The sequence below is a fragment of the Burkholderia anthinoferrum genome (assembly GCF_002925705.1).
GTDB classification, from domain to species: domain Bacteria; phylum Pseudomonadota; class Gammaproteobacteria; order Burkholderiales; family Burkholderiaceae; genus Burkholderia; species Burkholderia semiarida.
Genome location: NZ_LFZP01000051.1, coordinates 149,907 through 171,038 on the forward strand (window position 1 = coordinate 149,907; position 21,132 = coordinate 171,038).

Below are 21,132 nucleotides of genomic sequence, written 5' to 3' on the forward strand. Positions count from 1 at the left end.
GCCACGCGGCTCACTCCATCATCGGTTCCACTTCCTTCGCCGTCCAGCTCACGCTGGAAATGCTTTTCTCCATGCTCATCCGGCTCGCGATCTGCTCGAGTTTCTGCTGATCCTTCGGATGCAGCTTCAGCGTCGCGGTGACCTTCAGCCGGTCCGGCTGGTCGGGCACGTCTTCGCTCGTGAGGCTCTGGAACGACAGCGGCTTCGCATACATCGCGTTCGACAGCAGCGTGCGGATGTGGACTTCGTCGGCAGCGAGGCAGATCACGGTAATCTGGTATTCGCGCACGAGGTCGGCGTTCGAGACGGGCGTCGCGTTGATCGCCTGGCTGACGCCGCGCAACACCGTATTGGTGAGCAGCACGACGCCCGTGCCGGCAAGCGCGGGCACGTAGTGGCCGGAGCCGGCCAGCACGCCGACGGCGGCCGAGCACCACAGCGTCGCGGCCGTGTTGATGCCCTGGATCGAGCCCTTGTCGCGCATGATCACGCCGCCGCCGAGAAAGCCGACGCCGGACACGACGTAGGCGGCGATCTGCGTGACGCCCGCCACGCCGTTGCCGGTCAGCACGCCCAGCGTGACGAACAGGCATGCGCCGCTCGCGACGAGCGTGATGGTGCGCAGGCCGGCCGTGCGCTGGCGCATCTGGCGCTCGAGGCCGATGGCGACGCCGCAGGCGAACGCGGTGAAAAGACGGAGTGCGAAATCGAAAGTCATGGTTGTCCTGCCGTGCAAGAAGCGCGTGCCGGCTCGCGTCGCCGCGGCGCAAGGCCGAAGGCGACGCGGCGTCAGCCGTCATCGCGCGGTACTGTACCGCGCGAATGCGTCATTCAAATGTGAAACGGATGGCGTGCGGCTCGCGGAACGCGAGCCGGGGCAGGAGAACTGCGGCGGACAGGCGTTCAGGCGGCAAGCGGCGCACGCAACGGAGTGCTGCAACTGTCCACGATGGTTCCTGAAGGAAGAATGGGCGGCATTCTAGTAGGCGGCGCGCGGCCGCGTCAACCGCCTGGGCGGTGCTACTGCGCCGAGCCGATCGTGCCCGTCGCGAGCGCGAGCGCGGCGGCGGCCGACAAGGCGCCGGCATAGCTGTCGACTTCCGCGTTGCGCGCGGCGAGCAACTGGCTTTGCGCGATCGTCGCGTCGGTGACCGAGCCGACGCCGTTCCGGTACGCGGTCAGCGCCGCATCGTAGCTCGTTTGCGCGGCATCGACGAGCGCCTTCGCGGCGTCGTGCGACGCGAGGCTCGTCTGCACCGCGTTCTGCGCGGCGACGATCTGGCGCACCGCTTCCTCCTTGGTCCGCGTGAGGCGCGCGGATGCGCTTTCCGCGTCGTTGCGCGCCTGCATCAGCACGGCCGAGCGCAGGCCGCCGTCGTACAGCGGGATCGTCACGCCGAGGAACACGCCGCCGCCGTAGCGGCTGCCGTTCAGGTTGACGGTCGGCGCCTGGTCGCCGATCGCGGGCAGCGCGGAGATGGACGTGCCGCCGCTCGCATACGACGTCGACGCGGACAGGAAGATCTTCGGCATGAACGCGGCTTGCGCCGCCTTGATCTTCGCGCGATTGGCCTTTTCGAGCGCGAACGCACCCTGCAGGTCGGGACGGCGCGCGATCGCGTCCGACACGATCGCGTCGACGGACGAACCGAGCGCAGGCGGCAGCGGCCGCTTCGGCAGCGCGGCGATCGTCGGCTTCGACAGCGGCGAGATGCCGAGCGCGGAGACGAGCGCGAGGTAACCGTCGCTCTCGGCGCCGTTGGCCTGCACGAGCGCGAGGTTCGCCTGCGCGCGGTTCTGCGTCGCCTGCGCGAGCTCCACGACCGTGCCGACGCCGTGCTTGAGCCGTGCACGGGACGCCGCGAGAATCGCATCCGCGTTCGCGAGGCCCTGTTGCGCGCTCAGGGCCCGCGAGCGAGCGGCTTCGTAGCGGTAGTACGAGACCGTCACGTCGTGGATCACCTGCTGGTGCACGGCCGTGAACGCGACGTTCGATGCGATCGACGCCTGTTCGGCCGCTTCGACACGTGCCGCGCGGCCGCCGAAATCGAACAGCAGCCATTGCAGCGACAGCGCCGAAATCGTTCCGTGCACGCTGGTGTTGCTCGACGAATCGCCTAGGATCGTCGACGTCGAGCCGTGGTTCGCCTGATATGCGCCCATCGCCGTCGCCGACAGGCGCGGGAGATAGGCGGACTTGGCGAGGCCCACCGCGAGCGCCGCGTTGCGCGCGTCGTTCCATGCGATGCGGGTCAGCGGATTGGCCGATTCGGCGAGATCGATCAGTTCCGGCAGCGTGTACGCATGCGCGGCATCGAGCGCGGCCGGCGGCGGCACCGACGCGAGCGCCGGCGACGCGGGCAGCATGTAGTCGTGCGCACCTTGCACGGCGGCGTGTGGCGGCGCCGCCACGATGTCGCCCGCGGCCGACGTTTGCGGCTGCCACGGGCGGTCGGACGCCTCCGGCGCCAGATCGATCGACGACGTCGCGCAGCCGGCCAGCGCGACGGCGGTCGCGAGCGCGGCGGCGGCGATCGGGGCGGCCGGCGGTTCAGGTACGCGCATGAGGGGCAGGCTCCTTCGGTGTGGCTTGACGGGCGGCGTCGGCGATGTGCGCGAGCCGCGTGTCGATCAGGTTCAGCAGCGCGTCGCGCGCGGGGTCGGTATGGGCTGTGCTCGATGGCGCCGCCGGGGCATTCGCGCGGGGCGCGGTTTCGTCATCGCCCGGCGCGGTCACGCGCGCGAGTTGCTCGCCGATCGCCGCGTCGCCGGGTTTGCGTTCGGCGAGCAGGAACAGCGGGCCTTCGAGCGCACCGAGTTCCGCGAGCGCGCGTCGCCGGGTGGCGAGCCACGCCGCGGCCGGCCGCACCCACGACGGCTCGTAATGGATCAGGCCGAGCTCCTGCGAGATCGCGCCGTGCCGGGCGAACGCTTCGGCGGCCAGCGCGCGCCGTTCGGCCGGCTGCGCGATCTGTGCGATGCGTCGCCACTGGTCGAGCAGCGCGGCGAACGCGGAGTCGATCTGCTTGCCGATGCTGACGGGCCAGATGCGCGTGAACACGAGATACACGACGACGTTGCCGAGCAGGATGCCGATCGTGCGATCGCGCGCGAGCGTCAGGTCGAAGCCGGGGCCGGCGCCCTGGATGACGCACAGGAAGAACGCGAACGCGACCTGGAAACCCGCGTACGCGATGCGCGGCGAGCCGAATGCGACCCACGCGGACAGCCACGCGCCGGCGAAGACGAGCGCCATCAGTTCGCCGATCGACGACAGCGACGGGACGACGAACACGAGCGCGGCGGTGCCGATCAGCGCGCCGACGATGCAGCCGGCGATGCGCAGCGTGAGCTTCTCGACCGTTTCCGCGGTCGAGCCGAGCGACACCATGTAGCAGGTGATGAAGCAGGTATGGATGCCCGACCAGTCGAGTTGCGAGTACAGCAGGTAGCAGAACATTGCCGCTGCCGTCGTTTTCAGCGCATAGCGGACGTGGTCGGGATTGGTGCGCGCGTCGGGCAGGAAGAAGCCGCCGCGCGGGGCGGGTGGTGCGGCGGGTTCCGCCGGTTTGTCGGCGGCGGTATCGGTTGATGGGGCCGATACCGCCGGTGCGTCGGTTGCGGGCGGCTGCGCGAACTGCGTGATCGCGATGTGCAGGTCCGCCGCGACGACGCGTGCGAGCGGCGGCAGTGCACCGGGCGCCGGCAGCGCGAGCGTCACGTCGACCGGATAGCCGCCCTGTTCGAGGATCGCGGCCATCTCGTCGAGCGTCGCCGCGATCGGCGTGGCGAATGCGTCGGGCAGCCGCGCCGCCGGTTCGCGATCCGCAAGCGCGACCGCGACGAGCAGCGCGGTGCTCGACGCGACGGCCTGCCGCAACGCGACGACATCGGCACCGGGCGACGAACCTTCGAATTTCGACAGCTTCAGCCACGTGAGCAACTGCTTGTCGCCTTCGCGCAGGCTGGCATCGAACGCGTCGCGCGCGCCGCCGTCGCCGCGCAGCCGCCGCGCGGCGAGCCGCAGCCGTTTCGCGAGCTGCGCGTGCGCGAGCTTGCGCGGCGACGGCGCGATCAGCAGGTTGACGACGATCGCGACGCCGACGGGGATCGCGACCATCAGCCACGCATAGAGCAGCGCGCGCGTCGCGGCTTCGCCGACCGGCGCCAGGCCCAGCTCGTCGAGCCCGAAGCCGACGATCATCGCGAGAATCGCGCCGACCGGGCGCAGCTTGCTGGCGGACGTCAGGTAGAGCAGGCCGACCGACAGCACGGCCATGCACGCGACGCGCAGCACCGAATACTCGATGCTGAAGATCGCGACGCCGATCACGAGCGCGATCACGAGCGTGACGAGCAGCAGCATCGCGACCGCGAGCACGGCGCTCGTCACGCGATCGGCGCGGTTCAGGAAGAACACGACATACGCGGAAATCGCGGCTTCGGGCGTGCCGTATCCGCTCGTCACGAGCACGACGAGCGCACAGATCAGCGCGACGCGCACGGCCATGGCCGCGCGCCCCGGAAACGGCGCGAGCAGCCGCAGGACTTCGCGCGGGCCCGGCGAGCGGACGTCAGCGGCAGGCTGAGCCATGCCGGACCTCGACGATCGCGCTCGCGCCGACACGTACGAGCTTGCCGTCGGGTTCGTCGAGCTTCACGCGCACGGGGAAGCGCTGCGCGACGTGCACCCAGTTCACCGAGCGCTGCACGATCGGCAGCGAGCGCGGCAGGTTGATGCGGTCGCTGTCCGCGATGCCCGCGCCGATGCCGACGACCTTGCCCGTCATCGGGCGGTCGCGGTCGATCATCGAATAGACGGTCGCGCAGTCGCCCACCGCGATGCGATTGAGCGACGTTTCGCGGAAATTGCCGACCGCGAACCATTCGCTCGCGTCGATCAGCGTGAAGATCGACTGGTTCGGCGCAAGCGTTTCGCCGGGGAGCACGCTCAGGCCTGTCACGAGCCCGTCGTGCGGCGCGCGCACGACCGTATCGTCGAGCGCATGCCGTGCGCGGGCCAGCGCCGCTTCGCGCGCGTGCAGCGTCGCGATCGCGTCGGCGTCGTCGCCGATCGTCTGCGCGGACGCGCGCTGTTGTTCCCGCGCCTGTGCGAGCGAGACGGACGCGTCGCGCTGGCGCACCTTCGCCTGGTCGAACTGCTGCGCGCTGACGTAGCCCTGCGCGGCGAGCGGCGCGAGCCGGTTCACGTCACGCGTCGCGAGATCGTAGTTCTGCGTCGCGCGCTTGACCTGCTCGGCGGCGACGGACGCGTTCGAACGCTCGCCGATCAGCGAACGGCGGCGTGTGTCGAGCGACGCGCGCGCGAGTTCGAGATCGGCCTGCGCCTGCGCGACGGTCAGCCGGTACGGGACGGGATCGATCACGTACAGCAGGTCGCCTTTCGCGACGCGCTGGTTTTCATGCACCGCGAGCTGCACGAGGCGGCCGCCGACCGGCGACGCGACGTGCACGACGTCCGCGTCGATCGACGCGTCGTCGGTGGACGGGTAGGCCGTCGTGCGGTGGTACGCGTACGCGAGCGCCGCGATGCCGAGCGCGACGATCGCGAGCGCGATGACGCGGCCTTTCACGGAGGGGCGGGCGATGCCGGCGGCCTTCATGCGAACGGCCCCGTGCCGGTGAGCCAGACGAGCACGGCGACCACGAGCCCGATCGCGGTGCAGACGGCGAGTTGGTAGGGCACCGTCGCGGCCCAGCCGGTCGCGACGAATACGCGGTGCGCGACGATCGCGCCGACGATGCCGACGATCGCGCTGACGAGCCACAACGGGAAGTACGCGCCGAACAGCACGTAGGACGGCGCGCCGCGCGATGCACAGCCCGCGAGCGGCAGGGCGGGCGCGAGGACGGCGGCGATACGCAGCGGCGCGCGCGGCGTTGTTGTTCTCATGGTGTGACGAGCTCGACGTTGGGGGTGGATGCCGGGCACGGCGCAATGCGGATCGTCGCAACCGGCCGGGCCGCGACGACGATTTCAGGATACGGGGCCGATCATAAATCAGCGTAATGCGGATCGCCAGCGATCCGGCGCGCGTCCACGGCAGGGGTCGGGGCCGATCGTGGCCGCGCCATCGGTCATGCCGGACGGTCCGGCAGTGCGTGTCGGCAGCGATGATCGGACCGCCGCAATTCTGCCAGCACCCGCTCGCGCAGGGTTGCGAATGGACTGTCAAGGATCGTCAGACGAAATCGTGCAGCGGGGTTTGCCATGTCGACGCAGCGGCAATTGGCGCGCAAACCGCTGATTGCCGCTCGAACGCATGCGAATCAGTCCGGCTGGCCGCGTGCGTCCTCGACGAGCAGGCCGGCGAAATCGCGCGCGAAACGCGGAGGCGCATCGAGATCGGCGAGCAGATCTGCAGCCGGCGCTCGGCCCGGTCGTCTTCGAGCGCGACGAGGCGCGGCGCCATCGTCTTCGCATGACGGCGCGCGGTGCCTTCGGGCAGCACGCGACGTTTGCTTCGATCATTCGGCAGGCCGTCTCGAAGTTGCCGACCTGGATGCGCCTGCGCAGCGTGAGCAGCACTCCGCCGGCGACGATGCCGACGTCGATCAAGCCTGCCTGCGCAGCGCGCACGATGTCGGGGCTCACCCGTTCCTGCATGGCGATGTCACGTGCGGATGATCGACGAGACAGCGGCGCCGCACCGCCGGCCGCGACCCGTCGTCGCGGCCGGGATCTGTGTACCATCGTGCGTAGGGTGCGACGCGCGGCACCGGGCATGGCGGCCCGATGCCGCGCGCGTCGCGGAAGCGGTCGTGCAACGAAGGTGAGCGTTCCATGCGAAGTTTCTTTGTCCGGTTCATTGCGATCGGCGTGCTGTTCCATCTGTACGTCGGGATGCGGATCATTCCCGATGCGTTCGTGTCGCCGCTCGCGCGCACGATCGCGGCGCTCGTGCTGGCGAGTTTCGTCGTCTTGATTCCGGTCGGGATGTTCTCGCGCCGCTTCGACGAAGGGTGGGCGGCGACGCTGGTCGGCTGGGCGGGCGCACTCGCGATGGGCTTCTTCTCGTCGCTGCTGGTGCTGACGTTCCTGCGCGACATCGTGCTGCTCGGCGTGCTCGCGTGGCGGCATCTCGGGCATGACGGCGCATGGAGCGGCGCGGCGCCCGACACGGCGCTCGGCGTGCTGGCGGCCGCGGTGCTCGTGACGGCGATCGGGTTCGTCGGCGCGCGCCGCACGGCGGCGGTCAAGCGCGTGTCGATTCCGGTCGCCGGCCTGCCGGCCGCGCTCGACGGGCTGACGATCGTGCAACTGTCCGACATCCACGTCGGCCCGACGATCAAGCGGCCCTACATCGAACGGATCGTGCGCGCGGTCAATGCGCTCGACGCCGACCTGGTGGTCGTGACGGGCGACGTGGTGGACGGTTCGGTCAAGCGCCTGCGCGAACATACGGCGCCGCTCGGTCAAATGCGCTCGCGGCACGGCACCTTCCTCGTGACGGGCAACCACGAGTACTACGCGGGTGCGCATGCGTGGATCGACGAATTTCGTCGCATCGGGCTGACCGTGCTGCTGAACGAGCACGTGCTGATCGAGCGCGGCGGCGCGCGGGCGGTGCTCGCGGGCGTGACCGACTTCACGGCCGGCGGCTTCGATCCCGCCCATCGCAGCGATCCCGAGCGGGCGTTGGCCGGTGCGCCGCCCGACGTCGGCACGAAGATCCTGCTCGCGCACCAGCCGCGCAGCGCGGAAGCGGCGAACCGCGCGGGCTTTACCGTGCAGTTGTCGGGGCACACGCATGGCGGCCAGTTCCTGCCGTGGCCGCCGTTCGTGCGTCTGCAGCAGCCGGTGATCGGCGGGCTGAACCGCATCGGCGACATGTGGCTGTATACGAGCCGCGGCACTGGGTACTGGGGGCCGCCGAACCGCTTCGGCGTGCCGTCCGAGATCACGCTGATTCGGCTGACACGCGGGTAGCCGGTGGCCGAGGACGGCCGTTACGCGACGCGAACGCGCATCGCGCGCCCCGCGGTTTCCTTTCGTCGGGAATGACAGCGCATGGCGGCGTGCGGCGCCGTTGGCTAGTATGCAGACATGCGCGTTCGCTCCGTTCCTTGCCCGTTCCTGCCGACATGTCGACGCCCGATCTCTTCGCTGATACGCCCGTGCCCGACGTGGACTGGTACCCGGACTGGCTGGCGCCGCCCGACGCCGATCGCGCGCTGGCCGCGCTGATCGACGAGGTCGCGTGGCGGCAGGACACGATCCGTACGCCGCGCGGACGCATTCCGTTGCCGAGGCTCACCGCGTGGCAGGGCGAACCGGATGCCGTGTACGTGTACTCCGGAATCCGCAACGTGCCGGAGCCATGGACGCCGGCCGTGCTCGGCCTCAAGCATGCGGTCGAGGCGACGTGCGGCGTGCGTTTCAACAGCGTGCTGCTCAATCGCTATCGCAACGGGCTGGACAGCCTCGGCTGGCATGCGGACAACGAATCCGAACTCGGCGATGCGCCGGTGATCGCGTCGGTGAGCCTCGGCGCGATGCGGGTGTTCGATCTTCGCCATCGCGCGACCGGCGTCACGCATGCATACCGCCTCGTGCATGGCAGCCTGCTCGTGATGCGCGGACGCACGCAGGCCGAATGGCAGCACCGCGTGCCGAAGGCGCCCAGCGTACAGGGCGAACGCGTCAACCTGACCTTCCGGCGCGTGTCGATGGCGGCCGAATAGGTCGCACCCCGTTTCCGTGATTCGCGAAAGGCCAATGCAAGCCATCGCGCGTGCGGCACGTTGCCGCACGAACGCGATGGCGGGCCGGCCGACGTGTCGCTCAGCCCCGTCCCGCAAGGCTTTGAGTCAGATTCGATCGAACGGGCGGTTCCGATAGATGAGTGAAACCTCTGATGGTGCGTCGCAACAATCGCTGATTAGACTGTGGAATGGCAGAAGCGCGTCGGCACACCGGCGCGCCCCCTTTTCGACATGCCTCCGTGCGTTGCCGATGCAGCGCGCAACGGGGCAGGAGCACAACGCGTGACCGTATTCGACCCTTCCTTCGAACCCTCGCTGCACGTCTTCGAGCAAGACGGCGGATGGCAATGGGCGCTGACGGTGAAGCGGGCGACCGGCGTCGGCGTGAAAGTCGTGGCGTTCAGCCGCGAAGGCTTTCGCGGCGAAGCCGAGGCATACGCCGCTGGCCAGCTTGCCCGCGCCGAATATGACGCCGCCGTGACGGCCTGACGTCGTCGCGGCGATCCGGCGCGGGGATCGCCTTCCTCTGTGCCGTCCGTTGCCGGACGGCGCTTTTCCGACTGCTTCCGTTTTTTCTCCAGGCGCGAAATGCGACCGTTTGCCGGCATTCGCTGTGCCAAATGGTCCGTGCCGTTCGACACAGGCATGCCTATGCCGCCTTCGATGCGCGGGCATCGCGTCGACGATGCGACACGCGTGGCGAAAGTCTGCACGCAGGCTCATGACCTCCCGAGCAGGTGCGAACCACATATCGCACGAGGGAGCGTGGAAAACGCCGATTCATATCGTAATAAGATATGAGGTTATTGCATCGGCGAGACAATGACGTCCCGCTTTCCTGAAAGGAGCTATCCGTGCAACTGACCCAGTTAGGCGGGCATGTCGCCCAATCCGGCATCGCCGAACGGCAAAAACACGCGCAGGCGCTGATGTTCGGGATGGCGAACATCGACGAGTACATGTCCGGCGGCGTCTGCTACGACGCCGCGGCCTACGTGCGGTATCTGCTGCGCGCGGACGCGATGATCACGCCCGCGGCGCTGCTCGACACGATCGGCCAGTCGTGGAGGACGCGCTTCAACTTCGAGACCGGCACTCAATGGGACGGGCGCGCGAGCATTCCGGCGGGCACCGCGGTCGGCTTCGCTCGCGGCGCGAATGTCTTTCACGCGGCGATTGCCGTCGGCGGCACCCGGATCCGCGGGATCAACGGCGGCCTGCTGGGCGCCGGCTGGCTGCATCCGGTCGATCTGGCACGCGTGCTGCAGCCGGATCCGGCCGGCGGTTTTACGTACGACCGCACGACCATTCGTGTTTATCTGTCGCGCCTGTAGGCGGTCCGACGTCAAGTTCCGTGCTGCTGGCCGTCGTCCGGCCGCGTGCCGTGGGCGGGCGCCGTGCGGTCAGCGCGCTGGCGTCCGGCGATTTCTGCATGGCGTCGCGCGGTCCAACGCTGCTATCCTCTCGACCTTGAATGACGCGTCATGGTGGCGTGGACGCGCATGCTGCGTCGCGGCGCCGCGCGCCGGTGCGAGCCCACGCGCGCACTGAGGTAGCATGACTGAATATCCACGACGATCGATGACCTGTTTCGTGACCGATTTCCTTCCGTCCATGTCCACATGGTCAAGACAACGATGAGCGGTGCACCCGATCCGGCGGCGCCCGGCGACGAAGAATCGTCGGGCGGCGCTTCGTCCTATCTGGTGCCGGGGCTCGAACGCGGGTTGCGGATCCTCGCCGAATTCTCCGCGCGCGAACCCGTGCTCGGTGCGCCGGAACTGTCGAAGCGCATCGGCATTCCGCGCACCACGACGTTCCGCCTGCTGCAGACGCTCGAGGCGCTTGGTTTTCTCGAACGCGTGAACGGCGATCGCTATTTCCGGCTCGGCGTCGGCGTGCTGCGGCTCGGCTTCGAATACCTGAATTCGCTCGAACTGACCGATCTCGGCACGCCCGTGCTCGAACGGCTGCGCGATTCGACCGGCCTGTCGACGCACCTGCTGATCCGCGACCAGCGCGACGTGGTGTTCGTCGCGAAGGCGCAGAGCAATGCGTCGATGTTCGGTTCGGTGAAGGTGCACGTCGGCACGCGCCTGCCCGCGCATGCAACCGTGCACGGCCACGTGCTGATGGGGGACCTGACGCGCGATGCGATGCGGCAGCTCTATCCGGAGAAGAAACTCGAACAGTTCACCGAGCGCACGCCCGGCACCGTCGACGAACTGTACGAACGCGTGCGTCATTACGCTCGGCTCGGCTATGCGGTCAGCGAGGCGGCGTTCGAGAGCGGCATTTCGGCCGTGACCGCACCCGTGCGCGATCATTCGGGCTCGATCGTCGCGGCGATCACCGCGACGGTGCCGCGCTCGGAGATCGGCGAGGCCGGCGAGAAGGAGCGGCTCGTCGAGGCCGTGTGCGGTGCGGCGGTCGACCTGTCGCAACGGCTGAACTATCGTCCGCTCGAAAGCGACCCGACGTTCGCGCATGCGCGCCACAAGGTCGCGATGTTCTGACGCTCGCGTATCGATCCGGCCGCCGCGCGCGGCATTGCAGACGACAAGAGCGGCCCGCGGGCCGCTCTTGTCGTTTTCGGGCGCCGAAGCCCGGTGCCCGAACGCGTTCAGAACGAATGATGAATCCCGGTCAGCACGATCACCTGGTTCGCGGTGCTCGACACGCCGGCCGTGAAGAACGCGGCCTTCGCGCCGCCGGAAGCGTGTTCATAAAGCACGTTCGCATACAACTGCGTGCGCTTGGACAGCGCGTAGATGTCGCCGAGTTCGACCTGCGTCCAGCGGCGGCCGGCCAGCGTCGTGGTTGCCGCGCCGCCCGCGATCGTGTTGAACGCGCTGCTGCGGTAGTTCACGCCCGCGTCGTAGCTCTGGAACGTGTCGGAAAACCCGTTCGACTGCATCTTCACGCGCGTGTAGAGGCCGTGCACGAGAAAGTCGCCGATCTGGTAGGACGCGCCCGCGCCGATGTTCTCGACCTTGCTGGCGAGATAACCGTTCGCGGTGTTCTGCCCCTGGAACGACGTGATGCCCGTCTGGCCGATCAGGAGCGAGCGATCGTGCTCGTTCGAGTAGACGGCCGACGCCTTGAACGGCCCGTTCGCATAGTTCAGCGCGACGCCGACCGATTTGCCGGTCGAGAAGTTCGTCGTGTTGCCGAGCGCGAGCGTCGCCGCGGCCGAAAAGCCCGCGAAGGTCGGTGAACGATACTTGATCGAATTGTTGTACGGCACGTTGCCGGTCGCGGCGAGCCCGTCGATGTTGCCCGGATGGAACGCGTACCAGCTCATCGCGAGGTACGCGGTGCTGAGCGGGTCGAGATAGTCGAACGCCAGCGGCGTCTGGCGGCCGAGCGTCAGCGTGCCGTAGCGCTCGGCGCCGAGGCCGACGAACGCCGCGCGATTCCAGATCGTGTTCGCGGTCGCGAACTGGCCGTTGTTCGTATAGAAGCCGTTTTCCAGCTGGAAGATCGCCGACAGCCCGCCGCCGAGATCTTCCTTGCCTTTCAGGCCCCACCGGTCGGGCTGCGTATTGCCCTGGATCATCGCCCACTTCGCGTGGCCGCCGACGTTGTTCACGTACGCGACACCCGCGTCCATGCTGCCGTACAGCACCACGCTGCTCTGCGCCCACGCGCCCGACGCGGCGCTCATTCCGATGACTGCTGCTGCTACCGCATGCTTGACCATTTTGTCTCCTGGCTCTCCAACCTGATGAATACGTGTCGTGACGGCCTGCGCGGGGACGGCCGACCGTCGCGCATGTTCATCGCCGCATGGGCATTTGTATGTTCCATATAAGGAACGACGTGCCTCTGGTGGAATGGAGTATAGAGGCGCCGAACACCGTATCAAAAATAAATTTTTCGGGACGGATGGGCGCCGTGCCGACGCACGCTCATACGGCGCGATGCGTGGGAAAAGCCGATAAATCCACGTCACATAACAAAAAATTACATTCGCTCAGGCAGGCGAAAGCGTTCGTCGACCTCCCGGTCGGTGTTTTCCCTAGGACACGCAGCTTTTTGTTCTACTCGCGGAAAGTCGCTCCTATAATCACCATCCATAAACTGATGTTCCTGATATGGAACAAAACGGAACAAACCGAGAGTCGATCAGAAGGAAGGGTGCGAGATGTCTGAACAATGGATTTGCGCCGGTCACGCCGGCGCGCTGTCGGAAGACACGCCGATCGAGTTCAAGCGGACCGACGGCGTGGAAATCGGGATCTACCGCGTCGGCGACGACGTGTATGCGCTCGAGAACGTATGCCCGCATGCGTACGCGCTGCTGACGCAGGGGTTCGTCGACGAAGGCACGGTCGAATGCCCGCTGCACGAGGCCGTGTTCGACATCAAGACGGGCGAATGCCTGAAGGGCCCGGGCGGGCGCGCGCTGAAGCAGTACGCGGTGCGCCTCGCCGGCGAGGAAATCCAGATCAAGGTGGACTGAACATGAAAGAAGCGACCGTCAACTTCAATCCCTTCCTGAAACCGTGGGTGGCGCCGCAGCCGAACAACGTCGCGGGCAAGGGGCAGATCGAGATCCCCGGCCAGGTCGAGAACCTGGTCTGGCAGAACCGCAAGGCGGAACCCACCCAGTACGAGAACGACCTCGGCGATGCGCTCGAACGCGTGTTCGAGAGCGGCGCGACCGAACTGGACGATGTCGTCGCCGGGCTGAACCGCATCGGCTTTCGCGCGCCGGACGGCACCGCATGGACCGTGGAGCGTTTCCGCGCCGAAATGGCCTCGCTGGCGGAATGAGCGCACCGACCGCGCCGCGCGCCTGAGCGCCGACCCGACAACCGCATCCGGAGCACACTGATGACGTCCCCCGACCAACACGAAACCCAACACGACCCGGTCCGCGACTACCTCGATCGCGGCATCAAGAACTACTGGTATCCCGTCGCGCCGAGCTGGCAGGTGTCGAACGCGCCCGTCGGCGTCACGCGCCTGTCCGAGCAGATCGTGCTGTGGCGCGATCACGACGGCAAGGTCCATGCGCTGGAAGATCGCTGCCCGCACCGCGGCGCGCGCCTGTCGCTCGGCTGGAACCTCGGCGGCAAGATCGCGTGCTGGTATCACGGCATCGAAGTCGACGGCGGCGGCACGGTCAACCGCGTGCCGGCGGTATCGAACTGTCCGCTCGAAGGCACGAAGTGCGTGAAGTCGTATCCGGTCGAGGAGAAGGCCGGCGCGATCTTCCTGTGGTTCGGCGACGAAGCGCACGGCGAGCCGGCGCCGCTGAATCTGCCGGAAGAACTGGTCGCCGATGAGTACGGCCACTTTCTGTGCGTATCGAACTGGAAGTGCAATTACCAGTACGCGATCGACAACGTGATGGACCCGATGCACGGCGCGTATCTGCATGCGACGTCGCACTCGATGGCCGAAGGCGACAAGCAGGCCGACATGCGCGTGCGCAAGACGGAAACGGGCCTGATGTTCGAGAAGATCGGCCAGCGCGACGTGAACTTCGACTGGGTGGAACTCGGCGAAACGGGCTGCCTGTGGATGCGTCTCGCGATTCCGTACAAGCAGAAATTCGGCCCGGGCGGCAACTTCGGGATCATCGGCTTCGCGACGCCGGTCGACGGCGACCACTGCCAGGTCTATTTCTGGCGTACCCGCAAGGTCAGCGGCTGGCAGCGCGACGTGTGGCGCTTCATGTACCGCAACCGCCTCGAAGGCCTGCACTGGGACGTGCTCGAGCAGGACCGCTACGTCCTCGAAAGCCTCGCGCCGCATGCGCGCGATCACGAATACCTGTACCAGCACGACGTCGGCATCACACGTGTGCGCCGGATGCTGCGCCAGCGGGCGCAGGAACACCTGTCCGCGCTCGACGTGCATCGTGCGGCGCACGCCGCCGCGGAGCCCGCGAATGGCTGAGCTCGCACCGGTCGTGGCGCTGCCCGGTCGCCGCGTGCTCGTCACGGGCGGGGCGCGCGGTCTCGGCGCGGCGTTCGTGAAGGCGCTCGTCGAAGCCGGCGCGCAGGTCGCGTTCGGCGACGTGCTCGCGGAAGAGGGGCGCTCGCTCGCCGCGCAGCTCACGCAAGCCGGCCACGCCGCGCATTTCTTTGCACTCGACCTTGCCGATCCGGCCAGCATCGACGCTTTCGTCGCGCAGGGCGCGGCGGCGCTCGGCGGCATCGACGCGCTGATCAACAACGCGGCGATCACGAACTCGGGCGGGAAGCTTTCCACCGAGCTCGACGTGGCGACGTGGGACGCCGTGATGAACGTGAACGTGCGCGGCGTATGGCTCGTCAGCAATGCAGCGCTGCCCTATCTCGCTCAGTCGGGACGCGGTGCGATCGTGAACCTCGCATCGGATACCGCGCTGTGGGGCGCGCCGAAGCTGCTCGCGTACGTCGCGAGCAAGGGCGCGGTGATCGCGATGACGCATGCGCAGGCACGCGAGTTCGGCGCGCACGGCGTAACGGTCAACGCGATCGCGCCAGGGCTCACCGAAGTCGAGGCGACCGCCTACGTACCGGCCGAGCGCCATGCGTTCTACCTGCAGGGCCGTGCGCTGACGCGCGCGCAGGTGCCTGGCGACGTGACGGGCCCGGTGCTGTTCCTGCTGTCGGACGGCGCGCGCTTCGTCACGGGTCAACTGCTGCCGGTCAACGGCGGCTTCGTAATGAACTGAATTGAAGTTTTCACTCGGAATGAAGGAGAGGACGATGGCGGACGCCGATCTCGAACGCAAGTCGTGGGACCAGCCGGAAGGCGCAAGCTTCAACGACTGGATGGAAGGGCGCGTCGCGCGCTACGCGACGCGGCGCTACGACTGGGACGCGCTGAAGTTCCAGGCCGACTACGACCCGAAGTACCGCCGCGCGCAGATGCGCTACGTCGGCACGGGCGGCACGGGCGTCGCGAAGGACGTCAACACGGTGCCGGCCGGCAACTTCACGTTCTCGACGATGGTCATCCCGGCCGGCAACATCGGCCCGAGCCACATCCATATCGACGTCGAGGAAATCTTCTTCGTGCTGCGCGGCAAGATGAAGGTGATCTGCGAGCGCGACGGCGAGACGTGGGAAGCGATCCTCGGCGAGCGCGACCTGATCTCGGTGCCGCCGGGCGTGTATCGCACGGAAATCAACATCGGCGAGGAAGATGCGCTGATGTGCGTGATGCTCGGTTCGCCGAAGCCGATCACGCCGACGTATCCGCCCGATTCGCCGCTCGCGAAGATCAAGCGCTGAGGCGGGGCGGGCGAAGCAATGAGTGTCATCGACAAACGTGAACGCGACCGCACCGCGGCGTTCGCCGCGCTGCTCGGGCAGTTTCCCGAACAGCGTTGCGTAGCCGGCGCGGCGGGCACGATCGGCTACCGTGAGGCCGGCGCGCGGCATGCGGGCCGCGCGCTGCCCGCCGTGCTGCTGCACGGGATCGGCTCGGGCGCCGCATCGTGGGTGTGCCAGCTCGACACGCTCGGCGCATCGCGCCGCGTGCTCGCGTGGGATGCGCCGGGTTACGGCGTGTCGACGCCCGTGCACGGCGCGTCGCCCGCCGCCGCCGATTACGCGGCATCGCTGAACGCGTGGCTCGAGGCACTCGGCATCGAACGCTGCGTGCTGGTCGGCCATTCGCTCGGCGCGATCATCGCGGGCGCTCTCGCCCGTGTGATGCCCGCGCGGATGGCCGGCCTGCTGCTGGTGTCGCCCGCCGGCGGCTACGGCAGCGCACCGGCCGACACCCGCGAATCGCGCCGCGACGCGCGGCTCGCGATGCTCGCGGAACTCGGCCCGGCCGGGCTCGCCGAGCAGCGCAGCGGCAACATGCTGTCCGGTTTCGCGAACGAGGAGGCGCGGGCGTGGGTGCGCTGGAACATGGCGCGCATCGTGCCGGCCGGCTATGCGCAGGCCACGCATCTGCTCGCGAACGCCGATCTCGCGGCCGATCTCGCCGGCTTTCGCGGCCGCACGGCCGTGGCCGTCGGCGCGCACGATGCGATCACGCCGCCCGCCGCGTGCGAGCGGATCGCCGCGGCCGCGCACGTGGGGCTGCAGGTGATTCCGCAGGCAGGACATGCGGGTTACGTGGAAGCGCCGTCCGTCTATTCCGCATTGATCGAAGGCTTCTGCCGGCAGTGCGACACGCAGTGGGGGCTGGCATGAGCGAACCGCTGCAACAAAACGAATCCGACAACGCGAAGGCCGAAGCCAGCTACGTGGTGCCGGGCCTCGAACGCGGGCTGCGGATTCTCGCCGAATTCTCGCCGCGCGAGCCCGTGCTCGGCGCGCCCGAGTTGTCGAAACGGCTCGGCATTCCGCGCACGACGGTGTTCCGTCTGCTGCAGACACTCGAATCGCTCGGCTTTCTCGAACGCGCGGACAAGGATCGCAACTACAAGCTCGGCATCGCGGTGCTGCGGCTCGGCTTCGAATACCTGAGCTCGCTGGAGCTGACCGATCTCGGCCTGCCGGTGATCGAGAGCCTGCGCGATGCGACCGGCTTCACGACGCACATCGTGATCCGCGACGGCCGCGACGTGGTGTTCGTCGCGAAGGCGCAGAGTCAGTCGCCGGTGTTCAGCTCGATCCGCGTGAACGTCGGCACGCGGCTGCCCGCGCATGCGACGACGCACGGCCACGTGCTGATGGGCGACCTGTCGCTGAAGGAACTGCATGCGCTGTATCCGGAACGCGTGCTGAACCGGATGACGAGCGCGACGCCGGAAACGGTCGACGCGCTGTACGACGTGATCCGCGAGGACGCACTGCGCGGCTACGGCGTCAGCAATTCGTCGTTCGAACGCGGGATCTCGGTCGTCACGGCGCCGGTGCGCAACGAGACGCAGAAGATCGTCGCGTGCATCACGGTGACGGTGCCGAGGCCGGAGATCGACGCGGCGCTGATCGCGGACGGGCTGATCGACAAGGTGCAGCGCGCGGCGGCGGAATTGTCGCGGCGGCTCAATTACCGCTCGGATGACGAGCACACGTTCATGAAAGCTTTAGGACTGAAATGAGACCCCAACGCATGCTTCGCACGCTGCCCCCCGACGGGGCGGTCAATCTTCTTGGGGCGGCCCGGCGAGGACCGACGACATGATCGAGATCGATCTGACCGGGCAGGTGGCGGTGGTGACGGGCGGTTCGTCCGGCATCGGCCTCGCGACCGCCGAACGGTTCCTGCAGGCGGGCGCGTCGGTCGCGATCTGCGGCCGCGACGGCGAGCGCCTCGCCCGCGCCGAAGCGATGCTGCGCGACAAGTACGCAGGCGCACGACTGCTGGCCGCGCGCTGCGACGTGCTCGACGAACCCGACGTGACCGCATTCGCGCAAGCGGTGTCCACGCGTTTCGGCCGTGCCGACATGCTGGTCAACAATGCAGGCCAGGGCCGTGTGTCGACTTTCGCCGATACGACCGACGACGCCTGGCGCGAAGAACTCGAATTGAAGTACTTCAGCATCATCCGTCCGACGCGCGCCTTCCTGCCGCTGCTGCGCGATGCGGCCGCGCCGACGATCACCTGCGTGAACTCGCTGCTCGCGCTGCAGCCGGAGCCACACATGGTCGCGACGTCGTCGGCGCGCGCCGGCGTGCTGAGCCTCGTGAAATCGCTCGCGACCGAACTGGCGCCGCAGCGCATCCGCGTGAACTCGATCCTGATCGGCATCGTCGAGTCGGGGCAGTGGCGCCGCCGCTACGACACGCAGGCGCAGCCCGGCGAAAGCTGGGAAGACTGGACGGGCGCGCTCGCCCGCAAGAAGAACATTCCGCTGAATCGCTTCGGCAAGCCCGACGAGGCCGCCTGGGCACTTTTTTATCTCGCAACGCATCTGTCGTCCTACACGACGGGCAGCCATATCGACGTTTCTGGAGGCTTTGCACGCCATGTCTAAAAAAACCACGGTTGGCGAGCTGATTGCCGCCTTTCTCGAGCAGTGCGGCGTGAAAACCGCGTTCGGCGTCATCTCGATCCACAACATGCCGATCCTCGACGCGATCAACTCGCGCGGCAACATCCGCTATGTCGGGGCGCGCGGTGAAGCCGGCGCGCTGAACATGGCCGACGGGCTGGCCCGCGTGTCGGGCGGGCTCGGCGTCGCGTTCACGAGCACGGGCACGGCGGCCGGCAATGCGGCCGGCGCGATGGTCGAGGCGCTGACGGCCGGCACCGCGCTCCTGCACGTGACCGGGCAGATCGAGACGCCGTATCTCGACCGCGATCTCGCGTACATCCACGAAGCGCCCGACCAGTTGTCGATGCTCGACTCGATCTCGAAGGCCGCGTTCCGCGTGCGCACCGTCGAAACCGTGCTGCCGACGATTCGCGAAGCCGTGCGCATCGCGCAGACCGCCCCGACGGGCCCCGTGTCCGTCGAGATTCCGATCGACATCCAGGCGGCCGAAATCGAATGGCCGGAAGACCTCGCACCCGCCCACGTCGCGGTGCGCGAGCACGACACCGCGCGCGTCGCGAAGCTTGCCGACGCACTCGCGGCCAAGCGCCGCCCGCTGCTGTGGCTCGGCGGCGGCGCGCGACATGCACGCGAGGAAGTCGAACGCCTCGTGAAGCTCGGCTTCGGCGTCGTGACGAGCGTGCAGGGCCGCGGCGTGCTGCCGGAAGATCACCCGGCGACGCTCGGCGCGTTCAACGTGCATGCGTCGGTCGAAGCGTTCTACAAGACCTGCGACGCGCTCGTCGTGGTCGGCTCGCGCCTGCGCGGCAACGAGACGCTGAAGTACAAGCTCGCGCTGCCGCAGCCGCTGTTCCGCGTCGATGCCGACGCGCTCGCCGACAACCGCGGCTATCGCAACGAACTGTTCGTGCATGGCGATTCGAAGCGCGTGCTGGCTGAACTGGCCGACCGCCTCGAAGGCCGGCTGTCCGTCGATCCGCAATTCGCGGCCGATCTCGCGGCGGCCCGCGAAGACGCGGTGGCCGACGTGGCGAAGGGGCTCGGGCCGTACAAGAAGCTCGTCGACACGCTGCAGGGCGCCGTCGGCCGCGACTACAACTGGGTGCGCGACGTGACGATCTCGAACAGCACGTGGGGCAACCGCCTGCTGAAGATCTTCGAGCCGCGCTCGGGCGTGCATGCGCTCGGCGGCGGTATCGGCCAGGGCATCCAGATGGGCATCGGCGCGGCGCTCGCGGGCGCCGCGGCGAAGACGGTCTGCCTCGTCGGCGACGGCGGCCTGATGGTCAACGTCGGCGAACTCGTGACGGCCGTGCAGGAAAACGCGAACGTGATGATCGTGCTGATGAACGACCAGTGCTACGGCGTGATCCGCAACATCCAGGACGCGCACTACGGCGGCCGCCGCTGCTTCGTGCAGCTGCACCAGCCGGATTTCGCGCAGTTCTGCGCGAGCTTCGGCCTCACGCACTACCGGATCACGTCGCTCGACCAGGCCGAGGCGGTCGTGCGCGAAGGGATCGCGAAGGAAGGGCCGGTGATGGTCGAGGTCGACATGCTGTCGGTCGGCTCGTTCGCGTCCGCCTTCGCGGGCCCGCCGGTGAAGCAGGAAGCGCCGACGGAGCGCCAGTATGCATAACGGGCAAAAGCGGGCGCACGCCCCGGTCGACATCGCGATGATCGGCTTCGGCGCGATCGGCGCGGCCGTGTACCACGCGGTCGAGCACGATGCGTCGCTGCGCGTCGCGCACGTGATCGTGCCGGAACACCAGCGCGACGCGGTACAGCGTGAGCTCGGCGGCGCGGTGGAGGTCGTGTCGTCGGTCGACGCACTGGCTCGCCGCCCCGAGTTCGCGCTCGAATGCGCGGGCCACAGCGCGCTCGTCGATCACGTCGTGCCGCTGCTGAAGGCCGGCACCGACTGCGCGGTCGCGTCGATCGGCGCGCTGTCCGATCTCGCGCTGCTCGACGTACTGTCGCAGGCCGCCGACGAAGGCGGCACGACGGTGACGCTGCTGTCGGGTGCGATCGGCGGCATCGACGCGCTGGCGTCCGCGAAGCAGGGCGGCCTCGACGAAGTGCTGTACGTCGGCCGCAAGCCGCCGCTCGGCTGGCTCGGCACACCGGCCGAGGCACTGTGCGACCTGCACGCGATGACCGAAGAGAAGATGATCTTCGAAGGCACCGCGCGCGACGCGGCGCGGCTCTATCCGAAGAACGCGAACGTCGCGGCGACGGTCGCGCTCGCGGGCCTCGGGCTCGACGCGACCCACGTGCGCCTGATCGCCGATCCGGCGGTCGCGCGCAACGTGCACCGCATCACCGCGCGCGGCGCGTTCGGCGAGATGTCGCTGGAAATGAGCGGCAAGCCGCTGCCCGACAACCCGAAGACGTCCGCGCTGACGGCGTACAGCGCGATCCGCGCGCTGCGCAACCGCGCGGCCCGCTGCGTGATCTGACCGGACCATCGAGCGTTCGCCCGCGCCACGGCGAGGGCGGATGC

The 21,132-nt window shown here is 68.3% G+C and carries 22 protein-coding genes; 15 read left to right on the top strand and 7 right to left on the bottom strand.

Annotated features, from left to right (window positions below):
* Positions 1 to 10: 10 nt before the first annotated feature.
* From C5F75_RS21115 to C5F75_RS21150, 6 genes are all read right to left on the bottom strand, one after another.
* Positions 11 to 718 (bottom strand): MgtC/SapB family protein, encoded by a 708-nt coding sequence (locus C5F75_RS21115; protein ID WP_059639689.1) that lies wholly within the window; start codon positions 716 to 718, stop codon positions 11 to 13.
* 302 nt (positions 719 to 1,020) lie between these two features.
* Positions 1,021 to 2,565 carry a TolC family protein gene (locus tag C5F75_RS21125; RefSeq protein WP_059584869.1) on the bottom strand — a complete coding sequence of 515 codons (1,545 nt, stop codon included), beginning with the start codon at positions 2,563 to 2,565 and terminating at the stop codon, positions 1,021 to 1,023.
* Entirely contained in the window at positions 2,552 to 4,594 is a 2,043-nt protein-coding gene (locus C5F75_RS21130; protein ID WP_104012699.1) for an FUSC family protein, read from the bottom strand. Before C5F75_RS21130 ends, C5F75_RS21125 begins: the two co-directional genes overlap by 14 nt.
* Complete coding sequence (gene mdtN / locus C5F75_RS21135) at positions 4,575 to 5,624, bottom strand: multidrug transporter subunit MdtN (protein ID WP_089465627.1); 1,050 nt, start codon at positions 5,622 to 5,624, stop codon at positions 4,575 to 4,577. The genes C5F75_RS21130 and mdtN overlap by 20 nt, the downstream gene beginning before the upstream one ends.
* Positions 5,621 to 5,914, bottom strand: coding sequence for a hypothetical protein (locus C5F75_RS21140; protein ID WP_059584872.1), 294 nt, complete (start codon positions 5,912 to 5,914; stop codon positions 5,621 to 5,623). Before C5F75_RS21140 ends, mdtN begins: the two co-directional genes overlap by 4 nt.
* A gap of 279 nt (positions 5,915 to 6,193) precedes the next feature.
* Positions 6,194 to 6,628 carry a type 2 periplasmic-binding domain-containing protein gene (locus tag C5F75_RS21150; RefSeq protein ID WP_258048576.1) on the bottom strand — a complete coding sequence of 145 codons (435 nt, stop codon included), beginning with the start codon at positions 6,626 to 6,628 and terminating at the stop codon, positions 6,194 to 6,196.
* A 177-nt stretch (positions 6,629 to 6,805) separates the two neighbouring features.
* Here C5F75_RS21150 and C5F75_RS21155 point away from each other — a divergent pair, with 177 nt between their 5' ends.
* The 5 genes from C5F75_RS21155 to C5F75_RS21175 all read left to right on the top strand — a co-directional run bounded on the left by C5F75_RS21155 (position 6,806) and on the right by C5F75_RS21175 (position 11,243).
* On the top strand, positions 6,806 to 7,951 hold the full coding sequence (locus C5F75_RS21155) for a metallophosphoesterase (RefSeq protein WP_059584874.1): 1,146 nt from the start codon (positions 6,806 to 6,808) through the stop codon (positions 7,949 to 7,951).
* Between the two features lie 155 nt (positions 7,952 to 8,106).
* The gene (locus C5F75_RS21160; protein ID WP_059584875.1) at positions 8,107 to 8,706 is read left to right on the top strand and encodes an alpha-ketoglutarate-dependent dioxygenase AlkB family protein; all 600 of its coding nucleotides are present in this window, start codon (positions 8,107 to 8,109) and stop codon (positions 8,704 to 8,706) included.
* A 303-nt stretch (positions 8,707 to 9,009) separates the two neighbouring features.
* Entirely contained in the window at positions 9,010 to 9,216 is a 207-nt protein-coding gene (locus C5F75_RS21165) for a hypothetical protein (RefSeq protein WP_059585120.1), read from the top strand.
* 365 nt (positions 9,217 to 9,581) lie between these two features.
* Positions 9,582 to 10,061, top strand: coding sequence for a type 6 secretion system effector deamidase TecA (tecA, locus tag C5F75_RS21170; RefSeq protein WP_059639681.1), 480 nt, complete (start codon positions 9,582 to 9,584; stop codon positions 10,059 to 10,061).
* A 288-nt stretch (positions 10,062 to 10,349) separates the two neighbouring features.
* Positions 10,350 to 11,243 carry an IclR family transcriptional regulator gene (locus C5F75_RS21175; RefSeq protein WP_059584877.1) on the top strand — a complete coding sequence of 298 codons (894 nt, stop codon included), beginning with the start codon at positions 10,350 to 10,352 and terminating at the stop codon, positions 11,241 to 11,243.
* 107 nt (positions 11,244 to 11,350) lie between these two features.
* Here the strand turns inward: C5F75_RS21175 and C5F75_RS21180 are convergent, their stop codons facing one another.
* Positions 11,351 to 12,430 carry a porin gene (locus tag C5F75_RS21180; protein ID WP_099317608.1) on the bottom strand — a complete coding sequence of 360 codons (1,080 nt, stop codon included), beginning with the start codon at positions 12,428 to 12,430 and terminating at the stop codon, positions 11,351 to 11,353.
* Positions 12,431 to 12,874: 444 nt separating this feature from the next.
* Between C5F75_RS21180 and C5F75_RS21185 the strand changes: the two genes are divergently transcribed.
* The 10 genes from C5F75_RS21185 to C5F75_RS21230 all read left to right on the top strand — a co-directional run bounded on the left by C5F75_RS21185 (position 12,875) and on the right by C5F75_RS21230 (position 21,088).
* Positions 12,875 to 13,192 (top strand): non-heme iron oxygenase ferredoxin subunit, encoded by a 318-nt coding sequence (locus C5F75_RS21185; protein ID WP_059584879.1) that lies wholly within the window; start codon positions 12,875 to 12,877, stop codon positions 13,190 to 13,192.
* Between the two features lie 2 nt (positions 13,193 to 13,194).
* Positions 13,195 to 13,506 (top strand): recombinase-like helix-turn-helix domain-containing protein, encoded by a 312-nt coding sequence (locus C5F75_RS21190; RefSeq protein WP_059584880.1) that lies wholly within the window; start codon positions 13,195 to 13,197, stop codon positions 13,504 to 13,506.
* Positions 13,507 to 13,566: 60 nt separating this feature from the next.
* Positions 13,567 to 14,637, top strand: a complete 1,071-nt coding sequence (locus C5F75_RS21195; RefSeq protein ID WP_104012700.1) for an aromatic ring-hydroxylating dioxygenase subunit alpha — start codon at positions 13,567 to 13,569, stop codon at positions 14,635 to 14,637.
* A complete protein-coding gene (locus tag C5F75_RS21200) occupies positions 14,630 to 15,400 on the top strand; it encodes an SDR family oxidoreductase (protein WP_104012701.1) in 771 nt (256 codons plus the stop codon). The genes C5F75_RS21195 and C5F75_RS21200 overlap by 8 nt, the downstream gene beginning before the upstream one ends.
* 34 nt (positions 15,401 to 15,434) lie before the next feature.
* Entirely contained in the window at positions 15,435 to 15,962 is a 528-nt protein-coding gene (locus C5F75_RS21205) for a cupin domain-containing protein (RefSeq protein ID WP_034180369.1), read from the top strand.
* 18 nt (positions 15,963 to 15,980) lie between these two features.
* Positions 15,981 to 16,877 carry an alpha/beta fold hydrolase gene (locus tag C5F75_RS21210; protein ID WP_104012702.1) on the top strand — a complete coding sequence of 299 codons (897 nt, stop codon included), beginning with the start codon at positions 15,981 to 15,983 and terminating at the stop codon, positions 16,875 to 16,877.
* A complete protein-coding gene (locus C5F75_RS21215) occupies positions 16,874 to 17,731 on the top strand; it encodes an IclR family transcriptional regulator (RefSeq protein ID WP_099317604.1) in 858 nt (285 codons plus the stop codon). The genes C5F75_RS21210 and C5F75_RS21215 overlap by 4 nt, the downstream gene beginning before the upstream one ends.
* A 79-nt stretch (positions 17,732 to 17,810) precedes the next feature.
* Positions 17,811 to 18,608 carry an SDR family oxidoreductase gene (locus tag C5F75_RS21220; protein WP_104012703.1) on the top strand — a complete coding sequence of 266 codons (798 nt, stop codon included), beginning with the start codon at positions 17,811 to 17,813 and terminating at the stop codon, positions 18,606 to 18,608.
* A complete protein-coding gene (locus C5F75_RS21225; RefSeq protein ID WP_059584887.1) occupies positions 18,601 to 20,268 on the top strand; it encodes a thiamine pyrophosphate-binding protein in 1,668 nt (555 codons plus the stop codon). The genes C5F75_RS21220 and C5F75_RS21225 overlap by 8 nt, the downstream gene beginning before the upstream one ends.
* Positions 20,261 to 21,088, top strand: coding sequence for an aspartate dehydrogenase (locus tag C5F75_RS21230; RefSeq protein WP_104012704.1), 828 nt, complete (start codon positions 20,261 to 20,263; stop codon positions 21,086 to 21,088). The genes C5F75_RS21225 and C5F75_RS21230 overlap by 8 nt, the downstream gene beginning before the upstream one ends.
* The last annotated feature ends 44 nt before the right edge of the window (positions 21,089 to 21,132 follow it).

Excerpts from the sequence above, each read along its gene's own strand:
- C5F75_RS21115 (WP_059639689.1), bottom strand. The coding sequence starts at position 718 with ATGACTTTCGATTTCGCACTCCGTCTTTTCACCGCGTTCGCCTGCGGC.
- C5F75_RS21125 (WP_059584869.1), bottom strand. The coding sequence starts at position 2,565 with ATGCGCGTACCTGAACCGCCGGCCGCCCCGATCGCCGCCGCCGCGCTC.
- C5F75_RS21130 (WP_104012699.1), bottom strand. The coding sequence starts at position 4,594 with ATGGCTCAGCCTGCCGCTGACGTCCGCTCGCCGGGCCCGCGCGAAGTC.
- mdtN (WP_089465627.1), bottom strand. The coding sequence starts at position 5,624 with ATGAAGGCCGCCGGCATCGCCCGCCCCTCCGTGAAAGGCCGCGTCATC.
- C5F75_RS21140 (WP_059584872.1), bottom strand. The coding sequence starts at position 5,914 with ATGAGAACAACAACGCCGCGCGCGCCGCTGCGTATCGCCGCCGTCCTC.
- C5F75_RS21150 (WP_258048576.1), bottom strand. The coding sequence starts at position 6,628 with ATGCAGGAACGGGTGAGCCCCGACATCGTGCGCGCTGCGCAGGCAGGC.
- C5F75_RS21155 (WP_059584874.1), top strand. The coding sequence starts at position 6,806 with ATGCGAAGTTTCTTTGTCCGGTTCATTGCGATCGGCGTGCTGTTCCAT.
- C5F75_RS21160 (WP_059584875.1), top strand. The coding sequence starts at position 8,107 with ATGTCGACGCCCGATCTCTTCGCTGATACGCCCGTGCCCGACGTGGAC.
- C5F75_RS21175 (WP_059584877.1), top strand. The coding sequence starts at position 10,350 with ATGGTCAAGACAACGATGAGCGGTGCACCCGATCCGGCGGCGCCCGGC.
- C5F75_RS21180 (WP_099317608.1), bottom strand. The coding sequence starts at position 12,430 with ATGGTCAAGCATGCGGTAGCAGCAGCAGTCATCGGAATGAGCGCCGCG.
- C5F75_RS21185 (WP_059584879.1), top strand. The coding sequence starts at position 12,875 with ATGTCTGAACAATGGATTTGCGCCGGTCACGCCGGCGCGCTGTCGGAA.
- C5F75_RS21190 (WP_059584880.1), top strand. The coding sequence starts at position 13,195 with ATGAAAGAAGCGACCGTCAACTTCAATCCCTTCCTGAAACCGTGGGTG.
- C5F75_RS21195 (WP_104012700.1), top strand. The coding sequence starts at position 13,567 with ATGACGTCCCCCGACCAACACGAAACCCAACACGACCCGGTCCGCGAC.
- C5F75_RS21200 (WP_104012701.1), top strand. The coding sequence starts at position 14,630 with ATGGCTGAGCTCGCACCGGTCGTGGCGCTGCCCGGTCGCCGCGTGCTC.
- C5F75_RS21205 (WP_034180369.1), top strand. The coding sequence starts at position 15,435 with ATGGCGGACGCCGATCTCGAACGCAAGTCGTGGGACCAGCCGGAAGGC.
- C5F75_RS21210 (WP_104012702.1), top strand. The coding sequence starts at position 15,981 with ATGAGTGTCATCGACAAACGTGAACGCGACCGCACCGCGGCGTTCGCC.
- C5F75_RS21215 (WP_099317604.1), top strand. The coding sequence starts at position 16,874 with ATGAGCGAACCGCTGCAACAAAACGAATCCGACAACGCGAAGGCCGAA.
- C5F75_RS21220 (WP_104012703.1), top strand. The coding sequence starts at position 17,811 with ATGATCGAGATCGATCTGACCGGGCAGGTGGCGGTGGTGACGGGCGGT.
- C5F75_RS21225 (WP_059584887.1), top strand. The coding sequence starts at position 18,601 with ATGTCTAAAAAAACCACGGTTGGCGAGCTGATTGCCGCCTTTCTCGAG.
- C5F75_RS21230 (WP_104012704.1), top strand. The coding sequence starts at position 20,261 with ATGCATAACGGGCAAAAGCGGGCGCACGCCCCGGTCGACATCGCGATG.